General features: G+C 66.5%; 12 protein-coding genes, 1 tRNA gene and 4 pseudogenes. 13 read left to right on the top strand and 4 right to left on the bottom strand.

Features of this window, described 5'->3' with window-relative positions; all coding sequences use genetic code 11:
- The 4 genes and pseudogenes from AOK22_RS42390 to exaC all read left to right on the top strand — a co-directional run.
- Positions 1–129 (top strand): annotated as a pseudogene (locus tag AOK22_RS42390) (acetamidase/formamidase family protein); the annotation flags it as partial.
- 92 nt (positions 130–221) lie between these two features.
- Entirely contained in the window at positions 222–821 is a 600-nt protein-coding gene (locus AOK22_RS01615; protein ID WP_055696701.1) for an N-acetylmuramoyl-L-alanine amidase, read from the top strand.
- Between the two features lie 152 nt (positions 822–973).
- Complete coding sequence (locus AOK22_RS01610; RefSeq protein ID WP_055696707.1) at positions 974–2,242, top strand: GAF domain-containing protein; 1,269 nt, start codon at positions 974–976, stop codon at positions 2,240–2,242.
- Positions 2,243–2,522: 280 nt separating this feature from the next.
- On the top strand, positions 2,523–4,046 hold the full coding sequence (gene exaC / locus AOK22_RS01605; protein ID WP_055696706.1) for an acetaldehyde dehydrogenase ExaC: 1,524 nt from the start codon (positions 2,523–2,525) through the stop codon (positions 4,044–4,046).
- 216 nt (positions 4,047–4,262) lie between these two features.
- Here exaC and AOK22_RS01600 read toward each other — a convergent pair whose 3' ends face one another.
- Entirely contained in the window at positions 4,263–5,105 is an 843-nt protein-coding gene (locus AOK22_RS01600) for a hypothetical protein (protein ID WP_055696700.1), read from the bottom strand.
- Positions 5,105–9,157, bottom strand: a complete 4,053-nt coding sequence (locus AOK22_RS01595; protein ID WP_063795175.1) for an AAA domain-containing protein — start codon at positions 9,155–9,157, stop codon at positions 5,105–5,107. The genes AOK22_RS01600 and AOK22_RS01595 overlap by 1 nt, the downstream gene beginning before the upstream one ends.
- 578 nt (positions 9,158–9,735) lie before the next feature.
- Between AOK22_RS01595 and AOK22_RS39280 the strand changes: the two genes are divergently transcribed.
- On the top strand, positions 9,736–11,136 hold the full coding sequence (locus AOK22_RS39280; protein WP_244164659.1) for a hypothetical protein: 1,401 nt from the start codon (positions 9,736–9,738) through the stop codon (positions 11,134–11,136).
- On the opposite strand, the pseudogene AOK22_RS01590 reads toward AOK22_RS39280, so the two are convergent.
- A pseudogene (locus tag AOK22_RS01590) lies at positions 11,099–11,598 on the bottom strand (IS5 family transposase); the annotation flags it as partial. The gene AOK22_RS39280 and the pseudogene AOK22_RS01590 sit on opposite strands and share 38 nt — an antisense overlap.
- A 397-nt stretch (positions 11,599–11,995) precedes the next feature.
- Here AOK22_RS01590 and AOK22_RS01585 point away from each other — a divergent pair.
- Positions 11,996–15,169: a DEAD/DEAH box helicase gene (locus AOK22_RS01585; RefSeq protein ID WP_055696698.1), complete on the top strand. Its 3,174-nt coding sequence runs from the start codon at positions 11,996–11,998 to the stop codon at positions 15,167–15,169.
- An 866-nt stretch (positions 15,170–16,035) separates the two neighbouring features.
- On the opposite strand, the pseudogene AOK22_RS01580 reads toward AOK22_RS01585, so the two are convergent.
- A pseudogene (locus AOK22_RS01580) lies at positions 16,036–17,667 on the bottom strand (M4 family metallopeptidase).
- Positions 17,668–18,817: 1,150 nt separating this feature from the next.
- Between AOK22_RS01580 and AOK22_RS01575 the strand changes: the two are divergent.
- From AOK22_RS01575 to AOK22_RS01555, 7 genes and pseudogenes are all read left to right on the top strand, one after another.
- Positions 18,818–19,249 carry an effector-associated constant component EACC1 gene (locus AOK22_RS01575; RefSeq protein ID WP_055696697.1) on the top strand — a complete coding sequence of 144 codons (432 nt, stop codon included), beginning with the start codon at positions 18,818–18,820 and terminating at the stop codon, positions 19,247–19,249.
- Positions 19,250–19,255: 6 nt separating this feature from the next.
- Positions 19,256–21,067 (top strand): caspase family protein, encoded by a 1,812-nt coding sequence (locus AOK22_RS42385; protein WP_244164658.1) that lies wholly within the window; start codon positions 19,256–19,258, stop codon positions 21,065–21,067.
- On the top strand, positions 21,064–22,704 hold the full coding sequence (locus tag AOK22_RS42380; RefSeq protein WP_244164657.1) for a DEAD/DEAH box helicase: 1,641 nt from the start codon (positions 21,064–21,066) through the stop codon (positions 22,702–22,704). The genes AOK22_RS42385 and AOK22_RS42380 overlap by 4 nt, the downstream gene beginning before the upstream one ends.
- A 76-nt stretch (positions 22,705–22,780) precedes the next feature.
- Positions 22,781–23,140, top strand: a complete 360-nt coding sequence (locus AOK22_RS01565; RefSeq protein ID WP_055696696.1) for a hypothetical protein — start codon at positions 22,781–22,783, stop codon at positions 23,138–23,140.
- Positions 23,091–23,456, top strand: a pseudogene (locus tag AOK22_RS43935) (ATP-binding protein); the annotation flags it as partial. The gene AOK22_RS01565 and the pseudogene AOK22_RS43935, both read left to right, overlap by 50 nt.
- Before the next feature lie 159 nt (positions 23,457–23,615).
- A tRNA-Pro gene (locus AOK22_RS01560) sits at positions 23,616–23,689 on the top strand.
- Between the two features lie 218 nt (positions 23,690–23,907).
- Positions 23,908–24,570 carry a deoxynucleoside kinase gene (locus AOK22_RS01555; RefSeq protein WP_055696695.1) on the top strand — a complete coding sequence of 221 codons (663 nt, stop codon included), beginning with the start codon at positions 23,908–23,910 and terminating at the stop codon, positions 24,568–24,570.
- The last annotated feature ends 45 nt before the right edge of the window (positions 24,571–24,615 follow it).

Here is a 24,615-nt window from a genome sequence, read left to right as displayed (position 1 = left end):
AACTACACGTGCGTGGCCAAGATCCGCAAGGAATGGCTGCCACGGCGAGAGACGCACCGCGGACTGCACGCACACCTGCGCGAAACGGCCGCTTCACTCCCCCACCCCACGTCCCACAGCCCCTCCTAGCCCCCGTCTTGGCCTTCGCCTCGGCCAGGGCGGTGGATCACTCCAGTACAGCGCCAGGTCAGCGGATCCCCCCACTGAGAGGCAGGTCACTCATGGATCAAGCAAGACGCTTCCCCAGCAGGCGCCGACTGCTGCAGGGCGCGGTCGCCGCCGCCGTTCCCGCCGCGATCCTTCCCGCCACCCACGCCGCGGCCCAAGCCCAGGCAGTCGATTACCCCGGAGCCGAGTGGGTGCCGGCGAGCAGTTCCAACTACACGGCCTCGAACCGCCCCACCACGTATCCCGTCGACTACGTGGTCATCCACGTCACCCAGGAGACGTACGCGGACGCACTCGCCATCTTCCAGAACTCGGCCAAGCAGGTCTCGGCCCACTACGTGGTGCGCTCCAAGGACGGACACATCGCCCAGTGCGTCCGCGAGCGCAACGTCGCCTGGCACGCGGGCAACTGGAGCTACAACACACGCAGCATCGGCATCGAGCACGAAGGGTGGGTCGACAAACCGGAGTACTTCACCGACGCCATGTACGAGAAGTCCGCGGCGCTGACCGCCGCCATCTGCTCCAAGTACGGCATCCCCAGGGACCGCGAGCACATCATCGGCCACCACGAGGTTCCCGGTGCGGACCACACGGATCCCGGTCCGTACTGGGACTGGTCGCGCTACATAAGGCTCGTCAACTTCGTCTGAGGACGGCCGCGACGACGCGGCAGCGGCTCGGCATCCGTGCGACCTCGGTGCGCAAGCCCACGGGCCGGCTCCGAGATCCGTTCCGCATCCTTGTCGGCTTGTCCTTCCGGGGCGACGATGGCAGCACCGCATCGCCTTCCCGGGAGGCCGAGTTGACCGATCCATGGGTGGCCCTGGAGCCGGGCGCCGATCCTTCTGAGCGGGCGAGACAGCTGCGCCGGGCCCACGAAAGGTTCACCGCCGCGGGGACGGTCGTCCGTCCGGTGCGCTCGGTGGTGGCCGACTCGTGGCAGAGGTCGGCCAGGGCGCGGGTGAGTCCGGAAGGCACCGGTGCCGCGGTGGAGCTGACCGACGGCGATCTGGGGGCGTATCGGGCGGAGCATCCGCTGGCACGGGTGATGCCGTTGTTCCGTGAGTTGATGGGCACGTTCGCGGCGGACGGGGAACATTTGCTGGCCGTGTGCGACGCGCACGGGCGGTTGCTGTGGGTCGAGGGCCATCCGGTGACACGGCAGCGCGCGGGGCGGATGAACTTCGTGCCGGGTGCGCGGTGGGCCGAGTCCGCCATGGGGACCAACGCGCCGGGGACGGCGGTCGCCGTGGACCGACCGGTGCAGGTCTTCGCCGCGGAGCACTTCATCCGGCGCGTCCAGCCGTGGACGTGCGCGGCGGCACCCGTGCACGATCCGCGTACGGGACGGTTGATCGGCGCGGTGGACATCACCGGCGGGGACGGCCTGGCGCACCCGCACAGCCTGGCGTACGTGCAGGCCGTCGCGCGGGCGGCTGAGTCCCAACTGGCGCTGCTCGCACCGCCAGTGCAGACCGGGAACGCGGCCGAGTTGTCCGCGCTGGGGCGTGACGAGGCGCTGCTGCTGGTGGGTGGGCGGAAGGTGCGGCTCAGCCGCCGGCACAGCGAGATCGTCGTGCTGCTGGCCCGTCATCCAGAAGGGCTGACCGGGGACGAGTTGTCGTACGCGCTGTACGAGGACGAGTCGGTGTCGCAGGTGACGTTGCGGGCGGAGATGGCGCGGCTGCGGCGGGTGCTCGGCGCGGAGCTGCTGCGGTCACGGCCGTATCGGCTGGCGGTGACCGTCGAGTGCGACGTCGACACGGTCGAGCGCCGACTGGGGGCAGGTGCGATCACGGCTGCGGCCGCCGCGTATGCGGGACCGTTGTTGCCGCAGTCGCAGGCGCCGGCGTTGGTCAGGCTCCGGCACAGGCTCGCGGATCAGCTGCGGGCGGCGCTCGTCGAGCGGAGCGACCCCGACCTGCTGTCGGACTGGGCGCACGCTCCGTGGGGCGAGGACGACCTGGTGGTGTGGCGGACGCTGGCCGCGCTGCGGCCCACGGCTCCGGTGCTGGCCCGCCTGCGGCAGCTCGACGCCGATTTGGTGTCTGCCGGGGACGAGCACACGTAGCCGAAAGCGACCCTGAGCGGGACTTCCTCCGCGCTGATACGCACACCCGGACCGGGCCGCGCATCGTCAAGGCGCAGACAGACCAGGAAAGCGCCGCGCAGCGTCGAGACGCAGACCTGGACCGAGCTGCGCAGCATCCAGACGGAGACCTGAACCGGGCTGCGTATCGTCGGAGCACAGACCTGGGCCGGGCCGCAACGTTCTTGCAACGTCACCGTTTCTAGCCTTCGAGCGAGTGCTGCCCAACGGCGGGCAGCCGTCCACGGGAGGCATGTCGAAGATGACCCGTTACGCAGCGCCCGGCACCGAGGGTGCGATCGTCGCCTACCAGCCGCGCTACGACCACTTCATCGGTGGTGAGTACGTCGCCCCTGCCCGTGGCCAGTACTTCGAGAACCCGAGCCCGGTCAACGGTCGTCCCTTCACCGAGGTCGCCCGGGGCACTGCCGAGGACGTCGAGCGTGCCCTCGACGCGGCCCACGCGGCCGCGCCCGCGTGGGGGCGCACGTCCATCACCGAGCGTGCGGACGTGCTGCGGAAGATCGCCGACCGGATGGAGGCGAACCTGGAGCAGCTCGCGGTGGCCGAGAGCTGGGAGAACGGCAAGCCGGTCCGCGAGACGCTGGCCGCCGACATCCCGCTCGCCATCGATCACTTCCGCTACTTCGCCGGAGTGATCCGTGCGCAGGAGGGGTCGCTGAGTGAGGTCGACGAGGACACCGTCGCGTATCACTTCCACGAGCCGCTCGGCGTCGTCGCGCAGATCATCCCGTGGAACTTCCCGATCCTCATGGCCACGTGGAAGCTGGCGCCGGCGCTGGCCGCCGGCAACGCGGTCGTCCTCAAGCCCGCCGAGCAGACCCCGGCCTCCATCCACTACTGGATGAGCCTGGTCGCCGATCTGCTGCCGCCGGGGGTCGTCAACATCGTCAACGGTTTCGGGGTCGAGGCCGGCAAGCCGCTGGCGTCGAGTCCGCGCGTGGCGAAGGTCGCGTTCACCGGCGAGACGACCACGGGGCGGCTGATCATGCAGTACGCCTCCGAGAACATCAAGCCGGTGACGCTGGAGCTGGGCGGCAAGTCGCCGAACATCTTCTTCGACGACGTGTGGGCGGCCGACGACGACTTCCGGGACAAGGCGCTCGAGGGCTTCACGATGTTCGCCCTCAACCAGGGCGAGGTCTGCACGTGCCCGTCGCGGGCGCTGGTCCAGCGCGGGCACTACAGCGAGTTCATCGAGGCGGCGATCGCGCGGACCGAGCAAATCAAGGCCGGGCATCCGCTGGACACCGACACCATGATCGGCGCGCAGGCGTCCAACGACCAGTTGGAGAAGATCCTCTCCTACCTGGACATCGGGCAGCAGGAGGGCGCGAAGGTCCTGACGGGCGGGCAGCGGGTCGAGTACGACGGCGAGTTGGCGGGCGGCTACTACGTGCAGCCGACGATCTTCGAGGGTGACAACCGTATGCGGATCTTCCAGGAGGAGATCTTCGGCCCGGTCGTCTCGGTCGCGTCGTTCAGCGACTTCGACGACGCGATCAAGATTGCCAACGACTCGTTGTACGGGCTGGGGGCCGGGGTGTGGACGCGGGACATCAACACCGCGTACCGGGCGGGCCGCTCGATTCAGGCGGGCCGCGTCTGGACGAACTGCTATCACGCGTATCCCGCGCATGCGGCGTTCGGCGGCTACAAGCAGTCGGGCATCGGCCGCGAGACGCACAAGATGATGCTGGAGCACTACCAGCAGACGAAGAACGTTCTTGTTTCATACAGCCCAAAGAAACTTGGGTTCTTCTAGAGCCTCAAGTTGGGTGCCTGGAAGGACCTTTGCCCTTTCAGGCACCCACAGGGCACAGACACTATCCATAACTGTTCAGCAACCGTCCGGACCCATTCACCACGAATCTACGCCCGCCCCGGACCAGCCACCGGCCAATTGGGGCGCTACGTTGCGGCGCCCTCGGCAGAGCGAAGCATGCGATGAAGAGCAGACGACGTCGGGTGACGGTCGTGATCACACGGCGGCAGGCTCTCGGGTGGTCTCGAGGTCGTTAAGCACCGCGAGGACTGGCCCCCAGCACATGCCGACGGTGTCACGGTCCGGGATGACGCCACGTTCTCGTTGCTTGCGGAGGTGGACGAAGTTTCGATACTCACGAACGATCGCCATGAAGTCATGGGCGTCCATCTGAATCCACCCTCGGGTACGAGCGGTGTCGAGCAGCAGAGCAAAGCTTGCCCGTTCAGGGGCAACGCGCCGCTCCCCCTGGGGGAAGCCCCGTTGCAGGCTGGGGTCCCTGTGCGTGAGGACATCGAGGAGGAGAGCTTCGGTGAAGCTGCCGATACCGATGAGCGCCATTCCGTACGCACCGTGCTGCTCGCAGATCTGCGTTTCGGTGACCCTCTCCATGAGTTGTCGCAGGAACTCCTTGCTGCTGACGAGGGGACGGATTCGCTCTTCCAGGTCCTCGGGGGCGGAGAACAGCGTGCTGTGGCCGTCGGTGCCGACCTCTCCCAGGACGGGGCGCCCTGCGACGTATGTGACGGCCACTTGCTCTGCTGCGAGGAGGGTGTTCAGTTCTTGGCGGATGAGGTCGGCGGAGGAGCGGCCGTCGTCGTATTCGAGCGGGTCACAGATGCGGCAGAGCAGTCGACTGACAGCGGCGTGGTCATCGGTTCCGGCCACGAGGTCCGTAAGCCACGCGATGCGCGGTGAGCCGTCGTAGTCGGGAGGTGATGGCCAGGCTGCGCGTCGCAGGAGTTGTTCCAGCTGATAGCCGCGCCGTTCGAAGGGGCCGTCAATGTCGACGATGAGACGAGCGACGCGTTCAAGGGTCAGGACGTCGAGTTTCTTCATCAGTACGCTTCCTTGTCTGCCGGGTTCTGGGCCTGTTCGAAGGCGCGGATGAGACGTTCGGTGATCACGCGACCGCGTCGTTTGAAGCCGAGTTCGGTGAGGGCCTGACCGACCCGGGTGTCGCGATCGAGCTGGTAGCCGTCGCTCAGAAGCCAGTTGGCCAGCGCGAGCAGGTCGGCGTCGCTGTAGTCGGCGGTGCGTCCTCCTTGCGGCACGGTGGGGCGTGCGCCGCGGCCGACCGCCGGAGGCGGAGCCGGCGGGTGGTGGACCGGATCGGGGGTTGGCGCGCGGTCGGCCCGATCTATGGCATCACGCCAGGTGTCGAGGAGCCGTTCGAGTTCGGCGCTTGGGTTGGCAAACCAACTGGAGGCCCAGATGCGGTGGAAGCGCCATCCCAGTCGTTGCAGGTGTTCTTGGCGCAGTCGGTCGCGGTCGCGGGCGCTGGGAGCTCGGTGGTAGCGGTCGCCATCGGTTTCGACGGCGAGGACCATCTGTCCGGGCCGTGTGGGGTGGCCGAGCGCGAAGTCGATGCGGTAGCCGGACACGCCCCATTGCGGTGTGACCGGGACGTCAGCTGCTTCGAGGGCTGCGAGAACCTGTTGCTCGAAACCGTTGAGGTTCCAGTCGGTGCGTGCACTGCCGGTGCGGTGGAGATCTCCTCCGTGAGAGGCGTACTCCAGGAACGCGCGCAACATTTCGGGGCCGCGGTGGCGGGTGGCCAGGAGCTTGGACGGGTCGAAGTCGTGGTGGGTGAAGGAGGTGACGACGGTCATCGACTGGCGGGCGCGGGTGATCGCCACGTTCAGGCGGCGCTCTCCCCCTTCGTTGTTGAGTGGGCCGAAGTTCATGGCCAGGCGTCCGTTGGCGGCTTTCCCGTAGCCGATGCTGAGGATGATGGCGTCTCGTTCATCGCCTTGGACTTGCTCGATCGTTTTGACGAAGAAGCGTTGGCGTGGGCCTGCGTCGGGGCTGAAGTAGTCCTGCAGGTCCGGATGGTCCTTCAGAGCTTGGGGCAGAGCCAGTTCGATCCGGTCTGCGTGCCGCTGTCCCATGGTGATGACTCCGAGACTCTGGCTCGGTGTGTGGGTGGCGTGTGCCAGAGCGAGGTCGACGACTCGTTGTACTTCTTCGTCGGAGGAGCCGGATTGGCCGGGGCGGACCTGGGCGTCGACGATGTCCAGGCGTAGTGGACTCGCCTGCGTGGTGCCCGGAAAGGTGACGAGTGTGTCGTTGTAGATGGTGTGGTTGGCGAAAGCGATGAGGCGTTCGTCGCGGCTGCGGTAGTGCCATTTGAGGGTGTGGACGGGGAGGCGGCTGCAGAGCATGTCGAGGAGGGATTCGAAGGCATCTGGTGCGGCGTCGCCGGACTCGTCGTCATCGGGGTCTTCGTCTGCGCCGCTGAGAAGCTTCTGGAAGAAGGTCGTCGGGGGGAGTTGGTGCGGGTCGCCGGCGACGATGACCTGGTGGGCGCGCATGATAGATGTGATGGCGTCGTGCGGAAGGACCTGGCTTGCTTCGTCGAAGATGACGACGTCGAAGAGGCGGGTGGCGGGTAGGACGCGGCTGACGACGAGTGGGGACATGGCCCAGCACGGTTTGGCGGCCATGAGGACGTCCGGCGCCTTTTCGACCAGTCTGCGGAGGGACAAGTGTCGGGATTTTCGGTGGGCCTGGGTGCGCACGAGGGTGTTCTGGTCGAGGTGCGTGTCGCGGGCTTTCCGCAGGCGGGTGGCGACCTCGTACCGGACGCGAGCCGGGTTGAGGTCTCGGTGGGTGCGGTCGAGACGTTGGAACTGCTCGATCGTGTGATCGTGCTCGGTTCCGACGAAGGAGCGTAGGTAGGGGTGTTGCATGTGGGCCTCGTCCAGGACAGAGGCCCACCAGAGGTGGTTCAGGGTTCCGACAGCGGCGTCGGGCGCGGTTCCGGCTTCGGCGAGCTCGTCCAGGAAGTGGCCGAGCCCGGCCGACTCCAGGCGGTCGGTGAGCTGGTTGAGCTCGGGCATCCGCAACAGCGTCGCGCGGTCCTGGTCAAGTCGCTGGATGAATCGGTCGACCTCGTCGGTGGACGTGTTCTCCCATCCGTCCCAGCGCACGCAGAGGGCGATCGCAGCCAGCTGGTCACGGACCTGCGTGAAGGAGGCGACAGCTTTGGACAGCCCGGGGACGGCCCACGGGCTGCTGTCGTCAGTCGCAGCATGTTCCTGCCACCGGACCTTCTGATCGGCGGCCTCCGTGAGTGCTGCGTGCAGCAAGGGGCGCGTTCGACAGCCGTCCTTGGCCAGTCCCCGGGCTCTGGCTGTCAGCTTTCGACGTTGCCACCAACCGACCTTGACTGAGTGCTCCCTGCGCCAGGTGCGGTCGGCTGTCGCGGCGATCATGTCGTTCAGGCCGGAGTCGAAGACGGCTGCCTCGAAGCGGCTGAGGCTGGTGGTGACGTCGTGCAGCAGAGTGAGGAGGGATTGCCATCCATGGACGTCGTCGGCCGGTCGCAACCCCGCTGCGTTCACGAGCTTCTCGACGGTGAGTCGGGCATCTGTCAGAGCACGGCCGGTGAGTTGGTCGAGGCTGGCGACGACGGAATGCAGTTCGTTGTCGGAGCGGACCGGCAGGTGAGACCAGGGGGAGGATCCGCGTCGCACCAGAAGGCCGTTCTTGGCCACAAGGGCGCGCAGGTCGCTTTCGGTTTGGAGGAGCTGCTCTCCGTGGAGGCGGTACAGGTCGTCGCCGCGTAGCCGCAGTCGGGTGTGCTGGTCACGGGGGCTTGCCATGAGGCGCGTGATGAGTTGGTACGGGCTGATCTCCCAAGGCGCCAGTGGCTGGTGAAACTCCTGGACGTGCCGCAGGGCCTGCTCCCGATGGCCAACAAGACTTCGGTGGAGACCGTCAGGGCGGGGTGGAGGCTCTTTTCCGGCGCGTTCCAGGGCCTCATACAGCTGCTGGGCGGTCTGGCGGCGGCTGAGCTTGTTGCCATGCAGGTCGAAGACCAGTCCATCGAGGTCGACCTCGGCAAGACTGTCGGTCACTGCTTCGATGGCGGCACGCTTCTCGGCGACGAAGAGCGTCCGCTTACCCAGTGCAGCGAAGGCGGCGATCAGGTTGGCGATGGTCTGGCTCTTGCCCGTGCCGGGTGGCCCTTCAATGACGAGGTGAGCGCCGGCCAATGCGGCGCTGATGGCCTTCTGTTGAGAGCCGTTGGCGTCCCTGACCAGATACTCCGACCGAGGTGCCGTGGAGTCCGCGCTGGACGGCACGTGAGAGGGTGCCTCCGCACGCAGAGCACGTTCGGCCTCTTTGTCCTTGGCCAGGGCCGCTACAACCGGGTGGCTCGCCAGCAGGTCGACCGACCGGGCGAGGTCGTTGACCATGGGAAGCCGGTCGAAACTGAAGACGCCGGCCACCACGCGTTCTTCCAGTTCCACACTGAGATGGGTACGGGTGCAGGCCGTCTGCAGCACCGCATAGGCGCAACGGGTACGGTCACCAGGATCCGCGCACTCCTCGACCGCGTTCGCGATCTTCTCAGAGAGCTCCTCGAGATCGCCGTCCAGGCCGTACTGACGGCCCAGGGCGTAGAGCAGAACCGGGTTGATCTCGGATTCGCTCACTCCTTCGAGGACGAAGTCGCTCTCCGTCGCGGTGCGCGGTTCAATGGTCAACGGCTGCAGGAGAAGGGGAGCACGCAGGGCTGTAAGTGGACGACCGCCACGCGTTGTTGGGGGCTCGACACGCACCAGGCCAAGCGCCAAGTGCCCGGCGTCGATGCCTTGTTCCTCCGCCAGTTCGACCATCTTGCGGCGGAGACCACGCGCTCGCGCCCACGCCGTTTTGTGATCCTCAGCGGCCGGGAATAGGCTGGCCAGTCGGGTTGTGCGGCCGTTCAGTAGTGAGGTCAGCGCTTGCGGCGCCGCATGCGTGACGTCCAGAGTCGCCCGCTTCGTGTCCTTGAAGTGCAACAGCGTGTTGTAGGGGCCGAAGTCGATCAGCGCATCGGACCACTGCTGTGCACAGACCTCCACCGCCCGACGGCGTGTAGGTCCCACGTGTTCGTCCACGTCTCCCCCTTGGCTGAACTGGGCTGCTAGCTCCGACCGTGTCTAGGTCGTTGTCCGCTCTCGGATCGAGACGAACAGATCAACATACGAGCGGAAGGGGTCATGCCACAGGCAAAATTGGGACACGCAGGGGGCGCGTCGGAAGCACACGCGGCGCAGATGCAGCGCACTTTCAACGAACCGGTCTGCTGGTGTACACAATGGCCTTCGGCTGCGGAGCCAGAGCATTTCCCTTTACTCGCCTACGATCGCGACCTGCCACTGCCGAGTGCCGCCTCTTCACCTGCCGCAGGCACCACGTTGACATCAGCGCTGTCAAGAACCTCACCTCGCCACGATCGCAAAATGTAAGAGAGGCAATCCCGCCTGCCGCGAGGCAGGTGCTTGGCAGTCGAACCGCACCACGGCGCTCTTCGGGACCACCTGAGAGGCGACCATGTTGCCCAGGATGGATCTACGCGAGGTGAACTCATTTCGGGCCAAGTCGACATTCACATGCCATGCGCACTTGCGTGCGCCTGGCTACCCCGAACTACGTTCCACGCCAGCCAACAGTGGACGCCAGCGTAGGGGGATGGATGGCCAGGACCGCGCGACAGACGATGAACGCGCTCCGACGCCCAGCGAGCATCTACCTCCACTCCACCCAGGAGCTCGTCGCCCAGGTCGAGTCGACGGCAGCAGTCGTCGACAAGAAGCGGCGCGCAAAGGGGCACAGCGTGCTCCGCAGGAAGCCCACACTTCACCCCGTCGCCCGCGCACAGTCAGGCTCCACGATTGAACTGACGCCTTGGCAAGTACTGCACGCCCTGGCGCGCGGCTACGTGTTGTCAGGCCAGGGCATGGGGCACGGACTCGCAGAACACTGGCTGAGTCTGAAGTTCTGCGAAGCCCTCGATGGGAACCGCGCCCGCGCCATGGATCTCACTGAGAGAGGGCGTACACCCGAGAGCTGGTACAAGGGGATGCAAGCACGCGAGTTGGCCGTGGGATTTGGACTCGCAGCAGCGGAACACATCGTGCAACAACGCTATCCGGGCCACATCATCTCGGTAGTGGATACGGGGACGGTTCTGCGTGCCGGCTGGCCGCCAAACGTCTCGCAGCGCAGCAAGTCCTCGCGGCCGCGCCCTGACTACATCCTTGAGGCTTGGAAGCCCGGCGAACCTTCGAAGATCACGTTCGTAGCGTGCCGCGGCAACCACCAGCAGCCAAGCAAGCGGGGTGGCAAGACGCGCAGCACCACCCTTCAACAATTGATCAAGGGTGCCGAGCTGACTGAGGGCATGCAGATCGGAGACTGGAACACCGCTGCCAGCCTGATGCTCTCGACCGAACTCATCGGCCAAGGCGGCATCGTGGTCAACGTGATCGAGTCACCAGGTGACGCTCAGCTCCCCCTCCGAGTGCCAGGAGCGTCCGGAAACGCAGACGACGAGATCAGAGATAGACCTGGCATCCCCTACCCCAACGCCGTCCAGATCCCTGCCCGCGAAGGGCAACGAGCGCACCGAGTCGACGGATTTCAAGTAGGCCCTGACGACCTCGCGTGGTTCGGTCAACTGCTTGCTCGAACCGGAGCAGCCGGCCTGACGGCCTTCGCGGGCGGCGGCCCAAACACAGCCCGCTACCTGACCGCACGCCAAGGCCAAAAGCACTACCAGGTGCCCATTTTCGCCGCCACGTCAAGTGTCGACGACGCAGAAATCTATGTTGGTGGGGTCAAGTTCGTCGGAACCGATCACGTCTTCCGGCTGGGATCCGTACGCGTCGAGGCTTTCTCCGGAATGGCCGAGAACCTATACAAGCTGATCAAAGAGGGAGAGGTGGAAAGGTATCGGCGTGTAGCCCACAAACTGAGTTCGACCTGGGGCGATATCCAGAAAGCGGTTCGGCGGACAAGTCCCTTTTCGCTTCAACCGGACGGCACCGTGATGGCACTCAGGATTTTGCCGATTCGAGGACAGCGCAAGTCCTGAGGAACGCTTCGTGAATGTCATCACGCCGTTCCCAACGGATGTGCAAGCGGCGGAAGCCGTGCAACCACGCGATCGTGCGCTCGACCACGTACCGAAAGACACCCAGGCCCGTGCCGTGAGGCTGGCCGCGTTCGGCGATGACCGGACGGATGCCGCACTGCCGTACCTGGCAGCGGTAGATGTCATGGTCGTAACCGCGGTCGGCGAACAACAGGTCGAGCTTCCGCCTGTGTTGGCCGACCACCCCTGCCACGGCCGGGATCTTGTCCAGCAGAGGCAGGAGTTGGGTGACGTCATTTCGATTTCCGCCGGTCAGCGACACCGCGAGCGGGATGCCCTGGCCATCGCTGAGCACGTGGTGCTTGCTGCCCGGCCGCGCGCGGTCGACCGGGCTGGGGCCGCTTTTGGGGCCCGTCGTACAGCCCGGACGTGCGAGGAATCAATCACCGCCCGTGATATCTCGCGCCACACAGTCCGGGATGCTCTACAACCCTTAGGCACCGACAGCGGTCTGACGGTGCACACCGATCAACAACGCTGAAACAACTCATCTGGCCCTCCCCGCTCCCGCAGGATCCCGGAACGCCGGGGGCGTCGCGTGTCCCTCCCGGCCCAGCCGGACCGCTGGAAGAACAGGTGCACAGCAAGCAGTTCCCCTCCGACCCAGGCCTGGGCGCCCCGCGCAGCTCCTGCACCGCTTCTGTGGCTGCGTGGATGACGTCGGCCGAGGAGCAGGGCGCAGCGGGCCAGTAGGACGGGCGCCGGACATGCCAGGCAGCAGGCGGCCACCGCGTTCCGCACTAACGACAACCGAACCACCGGGGGCTGCCGCCTCGGTCAGCACCAGAGAGCACCGCCGATGAACGTGAATACGCAGCCTGTGTGGGCTGAAGAGAGATTCGGGCGCAACAAGGTCCGCCAGCTGTTAGTTCCCGGCCGCACGTTGGAGGTCACCGGGCAGGAGGGGCTCCTGCGCGTCTCCAACGTCTACGGAGACTGGCCGGCCGTGCGCACCGAGGCGGGCGCCTCCGAGGAGCTGACAGCCGTGCTGCCCGGCTCATCCGGCCGGAATGTGCGCTGGCGTGGCAGCCTCACCTGCACGCCGCAGACAGTGACGGAGTCATATCGGGAAGCCATCGGCTTTCGTCCGCACGGTGAGCTGCACAGCCTGCGCCGCCCGCAGATCGGCGCCCTGCACGCGGTGCTGGGGCACTGGGCCTCCGGCCTGAGCGATCCGGGGATCGTCGTCATGCCCACCGGGACCGGCAAGACCGAGACCATGCTGGCCCTGCTGGTGGCCGCGCGGATGGAACGACTACTGGTCCTGGTGCCCAGCTCGGCGTTGAGGGACCAGATCGCGGCGAAGTTCGAGACCCTGGGCATCCTGCAGCAGGAACAGATCGTGGCTCCCACTGCCCTGCGACCGCGGGTGGGCCAGCTCGAGCACGGGTTCAAGAACCCGGACGAGGCGGACCGGTTCGTTGCAGCCTGCAATGTTGTCGTCGCCACCCCCCACATCCTCAACAAGAGCGTGGGCAACGTGCGGACGTCAGTGCTGTCGTCGTTCTCCCATCTCATCGTGGACGAGGCCCACCACTCCCCTGCCGATACCTGGGCGCGGGTGATCGACGACTTCGCCGACCGTGCGGTGCTGTTGTTCACCGCCACACCGTTCAGGGAGGACGGCCGTCGGCTCCCCGGCCGTACCGTGTTCCGTTTCCCGCTGCGCGAAGCCCAGCGCCTGGAGTACTTCCGTCCCATCAACTACCGGGCGGTGTTCGGTGTCGAAGACGTCGACCGGGAGCTTGCCGAGCTAGCTGTGGCCCAGCTGCGCACCGATCGGGCCGACGGCTACGACCACTTGATGATGGCGCGGGCCGAGAGCATTCCGAAGGCCGAGAAACTGGGTGCGCTCTACCAGGAGCTGGCCCCCGACCTCGGGCCTCTCGTGGTGCACCAGAACGTGGGCGTCAGGCACCGCAAGGCAGCCCTGGAGGCGCTGCGAACGCGCGAGTGCCGCATCATCATCTGCGTCGACATGCTCGGTGAGGGCTTCGACGAACCCGCACTGAAGATCGCGGCAGTGCATGCGGCCCGCAAGAGCCTGAGCCCGATGATCCAGTTCATCGGCCGGTTCACACGAGCCGCGGAGGGCCTGGGCCAAGCCACAGTGTTCGTCGCGCAGGAGCCGGGCGTCAGCACGTCACCACTGCGCCGACTGCTGCGCGAGGACGCCGACTGGAACCATCTGCTGCGCGACCTCACCGACCGGGCCACCCTGGCCGCGGAGGAGACCAGCACCTTCGACACCACGTTCGCCGGTGCACCCGGTGATGTGGCGGTCAGCGTGCTGGAGCCGAAGATGAGCGCGGTCGCCTACCGCGCGACCGCCACGAAATGGAGACCCGAAGCCGCTCTCCTGCTCTGCAAGGGCAACGAGCGTGTCCTGGACGACGCCATGGCCCTGGGCGGCGAAGATTCCCCCGTTGCCTGGTATGTCATCGAGCGGCGCACGCCCGTGCGCTGGGGTGCTCCGCAGGAGTTGGAGCAGGTCGTCTATGAACTGATCGTGCTCTACTTCGACACCACCCGGCGGCTGCTATACATCCATGGCTCGGAGAAGTCGAGTACGTACCGGGACCTGGCCGAGGCGGTACTGGGCGAGGACTGCGAGCTGATCAATGGCGAGCAGACTTACCGGGTGCTGGCCCGCCTAGACCGGCTGGTGCCGACCAACGTGGGCCTGAAAGATGCCCGGGACTACTTCACGCGGTTTTCCCTGCACGTCGGCAGTGATGTCTCGCAAGGCTTCACCACCTCCCAGGAACACAAAAGCCAGACCCACATCGCCGCTTCCGGTTTCGACGACGGTGACAGTGTCTCGATCAGTGCCGCGCACTCGGGGCGATTCTGGTCTCCCGCCACCGCACCGAGCCTGAAGGCCTGGACCGACTGGTGCGACCGGCAGGGCACCAAGTTGCTGGACAGCACCATCAACCTGGAGCGCATCTTCGACGGGTTCATCATCCCCAAGGACATCACCGAACGGCCGCCCTACGTGCTACTCGGCGTGGAGTGGCCCTGGGAGCAGATCTACCTCGGCTCCCGCGATCGCTACACCCTCACCTACGACGATCGCAGCTACCCGCTCACCGACGTGGACTTCGAGGTCGACGACTACTCCACAACCGGACCGTTCCTGTTCTCTCTCACGACTCCTGCCTGGCGCGTCGGTTACGAGGCCGACTACGGCGCCAAAGGCCTGGTCTACCGTCCGCGGCAGCGGGACGCCGTCGTCATCGGCAGCAGCCGGACAGCACAGCCACAACAGCTGGAGGAGTGGCTCAACGCGCACAGACCTGACCTGTTCCTGGAGGGTGACCATCTCATCGACGAAGAGGGCAGGCTTTTCGCCCCGCGCTATACGCGTCGTCCCTATGATCCGGCGCTGCTCACGCCGCTGGAGTGGGAGGGCGTGAACCTCAGCAATGAGTCACAGCGGCCCGAGCGCCGAACAGACTCGATCCAGTACTACATGTCAGCCCATTTGCGCGCCTGCGACTCCTTCGATGTCCTGCTCGACGACGACGGCTCAGGTGAAGCAGCCGACCTCGTGGGGCTGAGGGTCGACGGCCGCTACCTGGATGTGACGCTCGTGCACTGCAAGTACTCCTCCAAACCCACCCCCGGAACACGCCTGGAAGACCTGTATGAGGTGTGCGGCCAGGCCATGCGTGGTGCCAAGTGGCGGCGTCAGAATGGGTTGCGCCTCCTGGCCCATCTGGCCGACCGGGCCACCAAGTACCTCCGGCGCAACCCCGGCGTCTCCCCCTACGAAATCGGCGGACGCAAGGAACTGTTCGCCATCCGCGACCAGGCCCACCTGCTGCGGCCCCGCTTCCACACCGTCATCGCCCAGCCCGGCCTTCAGGCCGGCCAAGCCACCGACGAGCAGCTCCTGCTGCTCGCAGGCGCGGAGAAGTTTGTCCGGGACGTCAGTGCGGGCGACTTCACCGTCTACTGCAGCCGGTAGATCCACAGCGGAGCCTGCTGGCTTCCCTGGCCGAAGTGAACTCTCCCCGTTTCGATGTAGCCTGCGCCGCCTACAGATTTGGGGGGAGAGGGGACAGATTGCGGCCCGCCGTCGGCAACGGGCAACAAGCAACTCCTGCACAAACGGATGTGGCCAACAGCGCCAACGTGCTGGTCGCCACGGATATCCGGTAGCCGAGAACACAAGATCCGGACCATTTCCGGACCAGTCCCCGACCGAAGGCTGCGCCAACTACCATTTCTCCTGCTCAACATGGGTGCAGCTGCTGTACCACCAGCAGACGAAGAACCTCTTGGTGTCGTACTCGCCGAAGAAGCTTGGGTTCTTTTAGAGCCTCACGTTGGGTGCCCGGAGAGGGTTCCCCTCCGGGCACCACAGAACGCGGCGACTACCTGTGATGGTTCAGCAACCTTCCGGACCCGTGCACCACGAGTCTGCGCCCATCCTGGACCAGCCAGGGACCAGTTGGGGCGGCTACGTTGCGTTGTCCTCGGCGGGGCAAAACATACGAAGAAGTGCGGACGACGCCGGGTGACGGGCGTGGTCACGCGGCAGTGGGCTCTCGGGTTGTCGCGAGGTCGTTGAGCACCGCGAGGCGCCTCGGAGGCTTCCAGCGCCACCTCGCACGAGGGCCCCGCCGAGAAAACGAAAGAGCCGGATCGGCACCGACGCAACGCCCAACTTGCCGCGATCAGATGAAGCCCTCCAGTCGATCTGGCATGCCGAGTTGAGGCTGGTGACGGTGCCATTCGCGAGCACGGAGCAGCGTTCGGGGCGCTGATGCGGTGAACCCGACAGGGGCGGCGTCCGTTCCGGACGCCGCCCCTTACACGACTGACCGGGGGTTACTTGACGTTGACGCCGGTCCAGGCAGCGGCCACGCGCTTGTACTCGGTGGAATTCGCGCCGTACAGGTCCTTCGCAGCGCTCAGCGTGCCCTTACGGGCCGCCTTGTAGTCGGTGGTCGACGTGAAGTACGTCGTCAGGGCCTTGAACCAGATCTTCTCGGCCTTGTCGCGGCCGATGCCCTCCACCTTGGAGCCGTCGGCGGTCGGCGAGTCGTACTTGACGCCGTTGATCTCCTTCTTGCCGCTGCCCTCGGACAGCAGGTAGAAGAAGTGGTTGGCGATGCCCGAGGAGTAGTGGACGTCGACGTTGCCGGCGTCGGCGGTCCACTTGTCCAGGGACTGGCCGTCCTTGGAGGGCTTGTCCATGTAGCGCAGCGGGGTGCCGTCGCCGTTGATGTCGATCTTCTCGCCGACGAGGTAGTCGCCGACGTCCTCGGTGTTCTTGGCGTTGAACTCGACGGCCGCCGCGAAGATGTCGGAGGTGGCCTCGTTCAGGCCGCCGGACTCGCCGCTGTATTCCATGTTGCCGGTGGCGGAGGTGACGCCGTGCGTCATCTCGTGGGCCGCGACGTCGATCGAGGTGAGCGGCTTCTTGTTGCCCTCGCCGTCGCCGTACGTCATGCAGAAGCAGCTGTCGTCCCAGAACGCGTTGACGTAGCCGTTGCCGTAGTGGACCCGCGAGGTCGCGCCCTTGCCGTCGCCGTTGATGCCGCTGCGGCCGTGCACGTCCTTGTAGTAGTCCCAGGTGAGCTGGGCGCCGTAGGCGGCGTCGACGGCCGCGGTCTGCGCGCTCGAGGGCTTGCCGTTGCCCCAGACGTCGTTGGCGTCCTTGAAGAGCTTGCCGGCGCCGCTCTCCGCGTGCTTCAGGTCGAAGGTGCGGTGGCCGCCTCGGGCCTTGTCGGTCAGCTCGTAGCCGCTCGTGCCCTTCTTGGAGCCGACCGTGACCTTGCCGCTGTACTGGCTGTTGCCGGTGCCGTTCTCGACGGCCTGCTACTGGAAGAGCTTCTTGCCGGTGGCGGCGTCCGTGATGACGTGCAGCCTGCTCGGCGTGCCGTCCTTCTGCATGCCGGTGACGACGGTCTCGTACGCGAGGACGGGCTTGCCGGTGGCGGCCCAGATCACCTTGCGCGGGGGCTGCGCGTCGGCCTTCGCGGTCTTCGCCTTGGCGGCGGTCGACTCCGCGGACTTGGCGACCGACGACTTGCCGAGCCTGGCGTCGGTGGAGGCGACCTTCACGGTGGCCTTCGTCGCCTTGGTGACGCCCTTGAGCTTGCCGCTCTTGGCGGTGTGCACGACGAGGTCGCCGCCGAGGACGGGCAGGCCGTCGTAGGTGCGCTCGTAGCGGGTGTGGGTGGTGCCGTCGGCGTCCTTGACGACGTCACGGACGACGAGCTTCTCCTTGGCGCCCAGGCCGATCTTGTCCGCCGTGGCGGCCTTGTCGGCGTTGGCGTCCTGGAGGAGGTCCGCACGGGCCGACTTCGACAGGGCCACAGGGGAGCCGGACGGCTCGTTGTCGTTGTCCGGCTGGGCGGAGGCGCCGGTGGTCAGTCCGGCGGTGAGAAGCGCTCCAGCCGCGACGGCAGTGGCGATCGCGAGCGTCGAACGCTTCCGGGATATGTGAGAGGTCACGCGGGCTCCATCTGTGGGGACCCGGGAGGCATGGAGGGCCGCCCGGAGCAGCAAAAGACGCGATGCGGGTGTGCAGCTAGTTGCTGTACGTGCAGCGTGTTGCGGGGGAGCGTGCCATTTCAACCAGGTACATGTCAGCATCTTGGCTAGATGTTTGCCGGAAATTGTCCGTTGAGCGATGGTCGACATACGTAATGCGAACAGATCACGAACGCGGCCGGGGTCGGCAACGTGGCTTCCCCGCCGAGGAGTTGATTGCCGCAGCGGCGATGCCCCTCGGTGAAGCGGAGCCGCCCAGCAGCCGCACCCGCGCCGTCCGCGAACCAAGTGATTGCGCCCCACGGCGGTCGCGACCGTGGTGCGCGCGGTCCATGGGAAGCGGCGAGCGAGACGCCGCCGCCCGGTCCCGACGAGCGGGTACGGGACCGACGCACCGGGACCAGCCCCGGCAGGTGCCCGACCGGGAAGCGGAGCGCTCGGCACAGCGGCTCCAAGCGCAGGCGCTTACCCCGTCAGCCGGGCGGTGAAGGTGCGTACCGCGACCGTAGATGCAACCGCGCAGCCGATCTGGCACGAGTGGGGTGGAGAGGCAACGGGCCGTTCTGGCTGCCAAGTTCGAGGCGACTCTGCCGCGCCCCGACGAGAGGCAGCGTCGCATGCCGATCGGAGCGGAGGCTCACCCTCTCGGTCACGACGGGACCGGAGCCCTCGCCCGTGCCGCCGGTGTGCGTGAGGCCACGGCCTCTTCCGGAGTGCGGAAAGCTCCAGCAAGACCTCGTCAAGAAGCATTCGCAGGTCTGACACCATCCGGACAGGGGCCGTCAACCGAAACCCAGCCGTCCGGGTAGCACTCCTAGCACGGATTGAGCCCGATACCCGTGAAGACCCCATGTCCCTGCTGTGCTGGGCCACCAAGTCCACCCCTACTACATCGCCGAGCATCGTCGCGAACGGCAACTTCATCTACTGAGCATCACCACAGGCCGGCACCTCTGGCGGACAATCGTCCATCGATTGAAGACGTATGTGGGGGCAAAGCAGCTATCGCGTCAACTACCGATGGATTTTGGAAAGTTCACACCTCGCCGGCCAGCCCGTCCGGTATGTTCCAACGGCATATGAGGCGACAGCTGACAGCGCAGGGAGACGCGTGAGCAATGACAGCATCGGCCGGCCCCACCTGTTGATCTCCATGATCGACGATGATCCACTGCGGGCCCGCAGTGACGCCCGCGAACTACTAGCCGAAGTGTCAGATGCGGATCCGGTGGCTTCCCTCCGCTCGCCCTCAGCTGGTCCCTCGGTCGGCACCGACAAGGGCGGCGACGTGTCGGAGGTCGTCGGCTTGGTCCTGAGTGCCGGTTCGTTTGCCGCGGCCTGCGTCCAGGTGTGGTTGGCCAAAGTCCCTCAGCGCACCATCATCGCGACCCGTCCCGACGGGGCCACCCTGCGCATCACAGGCCGCGAGGCGCGTCGGGACGACGCACGCCTCGCACAGTTCCTGGGCGAGGGATCCCTGGTAGCAGATGGGAGCGCCGCCCCCGGTGCGCCGGGCCAGGACGACACCTCCACGGCGGACTGACCGGGCGTGCGAAACAACGATCGGTACGCCCTTCTGATCGGCGCGTCCGCGTACGACAGTGAGCACTATCACGATCTTCCGGCGGTCCGTGCCGATCTGCACTACATGCAGGCTGTTCTACAGAGCACGGAAATCGGTCAGTACAACGACTGCGCGATGGTGCAGGATCCGACGCGTGCCGAAATGCTGCACGCCATCGAGTCGTTCCTCGCAGAGCGCCAGCAAAGTGAGAGCGCCCTGCTGTATTTCAGCGGGCATGGAGAGTTCTGCGAGGCCGACAATCAGCTGTACTTTCTCACCCGCGACAGCGACCCTGCCGACCTGCCCCGTACGGCGGTGCCGGCGGAGTTCCTGGAGCGGACTCTGCAGTCCTGCCGTGCCGCGTCCAAGATCGTGCTGCTCGACTGCTGCGCCAGCGGCTCCGTAGTCCAGGGCTGGCATGCCAAGGGCCGGAAGGGTGCGGAATCGGACGAGGCGGAGCACAGCACACTGTTGCGCCCCACCGGCGTGTACTTCATTACCGCCTCGGACGCGTTGCAGGCTGCCTCAGCCATGGCTCCCGAGGGATCGGCTCTCGGTACTTCGCGGTTCACCGGTGAAATTGTCGAAGGACTACGGAACGGACGGATCAAAGACAGCGGTTGGATCTCGCCGGAGAATCTCTTCGAGTACTTGACCGCGCAGATGGTGCGCAAGGGTGTGCCGGAGGAGCAACGCCCGACCAAGTCCACCATCCGCGCCACCCACACACTGCACTTCGCCCGGTCCGTGGCCCGCCCTGTCCATCTCCCCGCTTTGCCCCAAGATCCTCCCCCGCCATCGGCAGCTCATCTCAAGGCTCGCGAGCGGGTGGCGGCTGACCGTGAGAACGCCAACGACTGGCAGCGCCTGCTGCGCTACTACGCGCAGTGCCTCAGCGCGCAGGCCGCGGCAAGCATGCTGCCCGACCGGCGGGCAGGACGGAACTCGCAGTACTTCCTGATAGACGAGGGATCTGAGACCGTTCAGTCCGGTCTGAGCCCAGCACTGCCGGCCCCCAAGAATTTGTCCGGTGCGCACGGCTCGGGCGGCACCACGGCGAAGAAGGGCTCAGGGCGCGCTGCCGATCGGCACGAATACTGGTACGGGTATCCGGCCATCACGCTCCCCTCCCGCGGCGAGGGCAGTCGGCGCACGGATGTCGGGATCGCCCCGCTGTTGATTCAGCAAATGGAGTTGGCTCCAGACGAGAGCGGTCGCGCGGTGCTCCGTCCGAGCGGGGTTCCATCGCTGCACACGAAGCTGGTGACCGAGCTTCTCTCCGAGGACGAAGCCGCCCAGCTGCTGGCCCGTTGGCAGCCGACGTGGCAGCACGGCAACGACGCGCAGATGATCAAAGCCGTACGGGAGTTGCTCGACGTCCTTGGGCTCCCCGAGCTCGAACCGCTGGACGCCTCCGCTCTGAGCGGGGACTCGGTAAACGAGGCCCTGCGTCCCGGCGCGCACAACGCAGCCGTAGTCCTGGCCCCGTCGAGCGTGGAGCGGTTCGCCGGCGACGGCGTCGTGGAGAATCTCCTGGCCATCTCCACCCGCACGGAAGAGATCCCGGGTACGGCACTGGCGACCAGGCCGCACGGCAGGTCGAGGGTGAGGTGCGGCTGGCCCAGGTGTTGTCGCAGCGCGCCGACTTGGCCGGCAGGGTCGAGCTTCCGGTGCCACTCCTGTCACGGCTGTGGCAATCCGGCGACCTCTCGGCGCTGGCCCGCTGGGAAACGAGGGCGCGCCGGGCAGCAGCGGCGGGCGGCTGGTGGGGGCGCTGGCGCCGAACGCGCGCCATGAAAGCAATCGTCACCGCTGCCGGTACCGATGCAGCGGTCCCACTGCCCCCATGGGCCGGGGAACGACCCGTTGCCTCGGACCTTCTCGACGACCTGGCGGATCTGACCGGCCTGGAGCGCCAGGTGCGTGACCTCACGCCGGCTCAGGCCGCCTACGACGAGGAGACCGTGCGCCAGGCCCGCTCCGGCTGCGCCACGACACGGGCCCAGCTGTCCACAGAGCTGTGCGAGGCCGTGTCGGCGGAGGTGCTCGACCGCGGGCGATCGCTGCTGGACCAGCGGCTTCAGACATTGCGTCAGCGCAAAGGGACCCAGCGAAGCCAGCTGAACCTGCTGCGCCACTTGAAGGGGTGGGCGATCACCACTCATGCGGTGCGCCAGCTGAGGCCTGACCCGAAACTCTTCGACCTGGTCGTCATCGACGAGGCCAGCCAGTGCTCCATCGCGGCGGTGCTGCCCCTGCTGTTCCGCGCCCGCAGGGCTCTGATCATCGGGGATCCGATGCAGTTGACACATATCCCCGGCATATCGCCGGAACAGGAACGTCAGGCCCGCGTCAGGGCGGGACTGAGCGCCGCCTGGCTGGAAGACCGGCGCCTTGCCTACCACGTTCACTCCTCCTACCACGCCGCCGCACAGAACGGCGAGAGTGCACTGCTGCTCGACGAGCACTACCGTTGCCACCCGGAGATCGCCGAAATCGTCAACGGCCATTGCTACTCCGGCGCGCTGGAGATCATGACCGACGTGCGCCGGCACGTACCCGCGGTCGATCTCATGGACACCGGGAAAGCGGCCCCTGTACTCGCCTGGGCGAATGTGCCCGCCGGTGAGTCTGCACGCGGCCCCGGAGGAAAGTCCTGGCGCAACCCGTCCGAGGCTGCCGCTGTCGCCGACATCGTGCGGGCGCTGCTTCGCCGCCTGCCCGAGAGCGCGACCGTGGGCGTGGTGACTCCGTTCCGCGCGCAGAAGGACGCCATGGAGAGCATGATCGGCAGCGACCGGGTCCGGGTGGGAACGGTGCACGCTTTCCAGGGCGGCCAGCGCGATGTGATGATCCTCAGCCCGGTGGCCACCTTCAACACCCCGCAACGCACGGCCCACTGGGTGTCGAGCCAGGTCAATCTCTGGAATGTCGCGATCACGCGAGCCAGATCCCAGTTGATCACAGTGGGCAACCATGTCTACTGGCAGCAGGAGGCAGGACTCCCCCACGTGCTGTCCTCACGCTCGCTCCTGTGGGACCCGGCACAGACCACCAGCATGCAGCCAACTCCTGCGCCAGAGCCGCGTCTGCGGCAGGACCGCCACCGCAGAGATCTCACCGACACCGTGCAGCAGGTCCTCGCCGCAGGCGGTGTTGTCGAGCTGGAACGTGATGCGCTGGTCGGTGGACAGCGCATCGACCTGCTGTTCACCACGTCCGGCGGCAACACCGCGGTAGTCGTCGACACCGGCCCCGGGCCGGACCGTGATCCCGCACGACACCTTCGGCTGGTACACGAACGAGCCGGCCTGCTCGTCGGGCTTCCCTCAGGCGGTCGCGGTGCGAAGGCCGGTCCTGTCACGCGCGTGGTCCGTATTCCCGCCTGGCGCATCCTCGTCGGCCCGAACGCAATGGCACCGCTGTTCGACTGAGTGACCGATCGACTGCAAGCCCCTGCGGCGCAAGCCAGGCCTGCACTCGCTCCCAGGCACGGAGGTCGGCCTGTCCGTGACGTTGACGTTCTGGGACGTCCTGCATCAGTTGGGCCGCGGGCTGGCGCTGTCCCAGCGTGGTGCATCACGCGGGCCGGCTGAGCACTGGGGCAGTCTGAAGTACTGCCAGGCGCTCAGCGCCTACACCGAGACCCAGCTCGGCCTGTCGCATGAGGGCAACCTGCTCGGCCTGTCCGACGAGGGCAAGCGAATCGCCATGTACGACAAGGCACCGCAGTCCGAGGAGCGGGGACACGCCTTCGCCCTCGCCGTCAGCGAACTGATACTCTCCCGCCGCTGTCCGAACCACAGCATCTCGATCGTCCGTGCCGACGCCGCCCTGTCGTACTCGCCGAAGAAGCTCGGCTTCTTCTAGAGGCACGAGAAGGCGCCTGACCTGGCCTTTTACCCGTCAGGCGCCTTCTGCTCCGCGCACTCAGCGGGAGAGGGCGGTTTATGTCCTGCGACTGCTGCGCAACCTCATCGACAACGCCGCCCGCCACGCCGCACACCGCATCCAGATCACCATCCGGAACCAGGACCCCTGGATCGTCCTCACGGCGCACGACAACGGACCGGGCGTGCCCACCGAGGGCGCCGAGCGCCTCTTCGAACGCTTCGTCCGGCTCGACGACGCCCGCTCCCGCGACCACGGCGGCGCCGGCCTGGGCCTCGCCATCGCCCGCGACCTGGCCCAATGACACGGAGGCACTCTCACCCCCGGACCCTCGGCGCATGCTTCCAGCTACGCCTTCCCCGAGCGCCCACCCCGGCCGAGGAATGACGCGCAGTCCCCCTGATATGGTTCTCACGCACGCATGGCCGGTGGAAACCCCAGGTCAGACGGGCATCGGGACGTGGCGCAGCTTGGTAGCGCACTTGACTGGGGGTCAAGGGGTCGCAGGTTCAAATCCTGTCGTCCCGACAGGTTTTCATGCAGGTCGGGGCCGTTTCCGCAGATGCGAGAAGACAGCCTTCAGCGCTCTACGGGGCGTGCTGGTCGCAGCGCGATCACCCCCGTTCGCAAGTGGCACACGTGCCAGGTGCGCGGCGGCATACGCACATGGCCTTGCCCACACCCCGGTCCGGGCCCCCTCGCTGTGCGGGCGCCCGCGAACAGAGGACCCCAGGGGGAAGTGAGGTATGCCAGTGATTTGCGTCGGAGGCATGATCGGAATCGGCAAGACGAGTGTCGCCGAACTGATCGCCAAGGAGCTCGGTAGCGAGGTCTTCTACGAGAGCGTGGAAGACAACCCGATCCTGCCGCTCTTCTACACGGCGAGCCCTGACGAGATCCAGGCGAAGCGCTACCCCTTCCTGCTCCAGCTCTACTTCCTCCAGACGCGGTTCGCCTCGATCAAGGAGGCGTACAAGAAGGGCGACAACGTCCTCGACCGGTCCATCTACGAGGACTGGTACTTCGCCAAGGTCAACCACGACCTGGGGCGGATCAGCTCCCTCGAAATGCAGGTGTACGAGGGACTGCTCAACGAGATGATGCGCGAGATCGACGGCCTGCCCTACCGCAAGGCACCGGACCTCATGGTCTACCTCAAAGCGGACTTCGAGACGGTGCTGCACCGGATCGGGCTGCGGGGCCGCGATTTCGAACAGGACGAGAGCCTCGTCGCGTACTACCGGACGCTCTGGTCCGGCTACGACGACTGGGTGCACAAGCACTACTCGGCCAGCGAGGTGCTCGTCATCGACATGCAGCACACAGATGTGGTGAACAACCCCGAGGACGCTGCCCGCGTGGTGCAGGAAGTCAGGGACGTCCTGACGGAGGCCCGCCTCCGGGCATGAGCTGCCCTCGTGGCGCTGAATGGGCCGTATGCAAGCCCAGGCACA

Origin of the sequence: Streptomyces silaceus (assembly GCF_001419745.1) — a bacterium.
Classification (GTDB): Bacteria; Actinomycetota; Actinomycetes; order Streptomycetales; family Streptomycetaceae; genus Streptomyces; species Streptomyces silaceus.
Note: the sequence above shows the minus strand (reverse complement) of the source record. Positions and strands in the feature narration are given on the sequence as shown.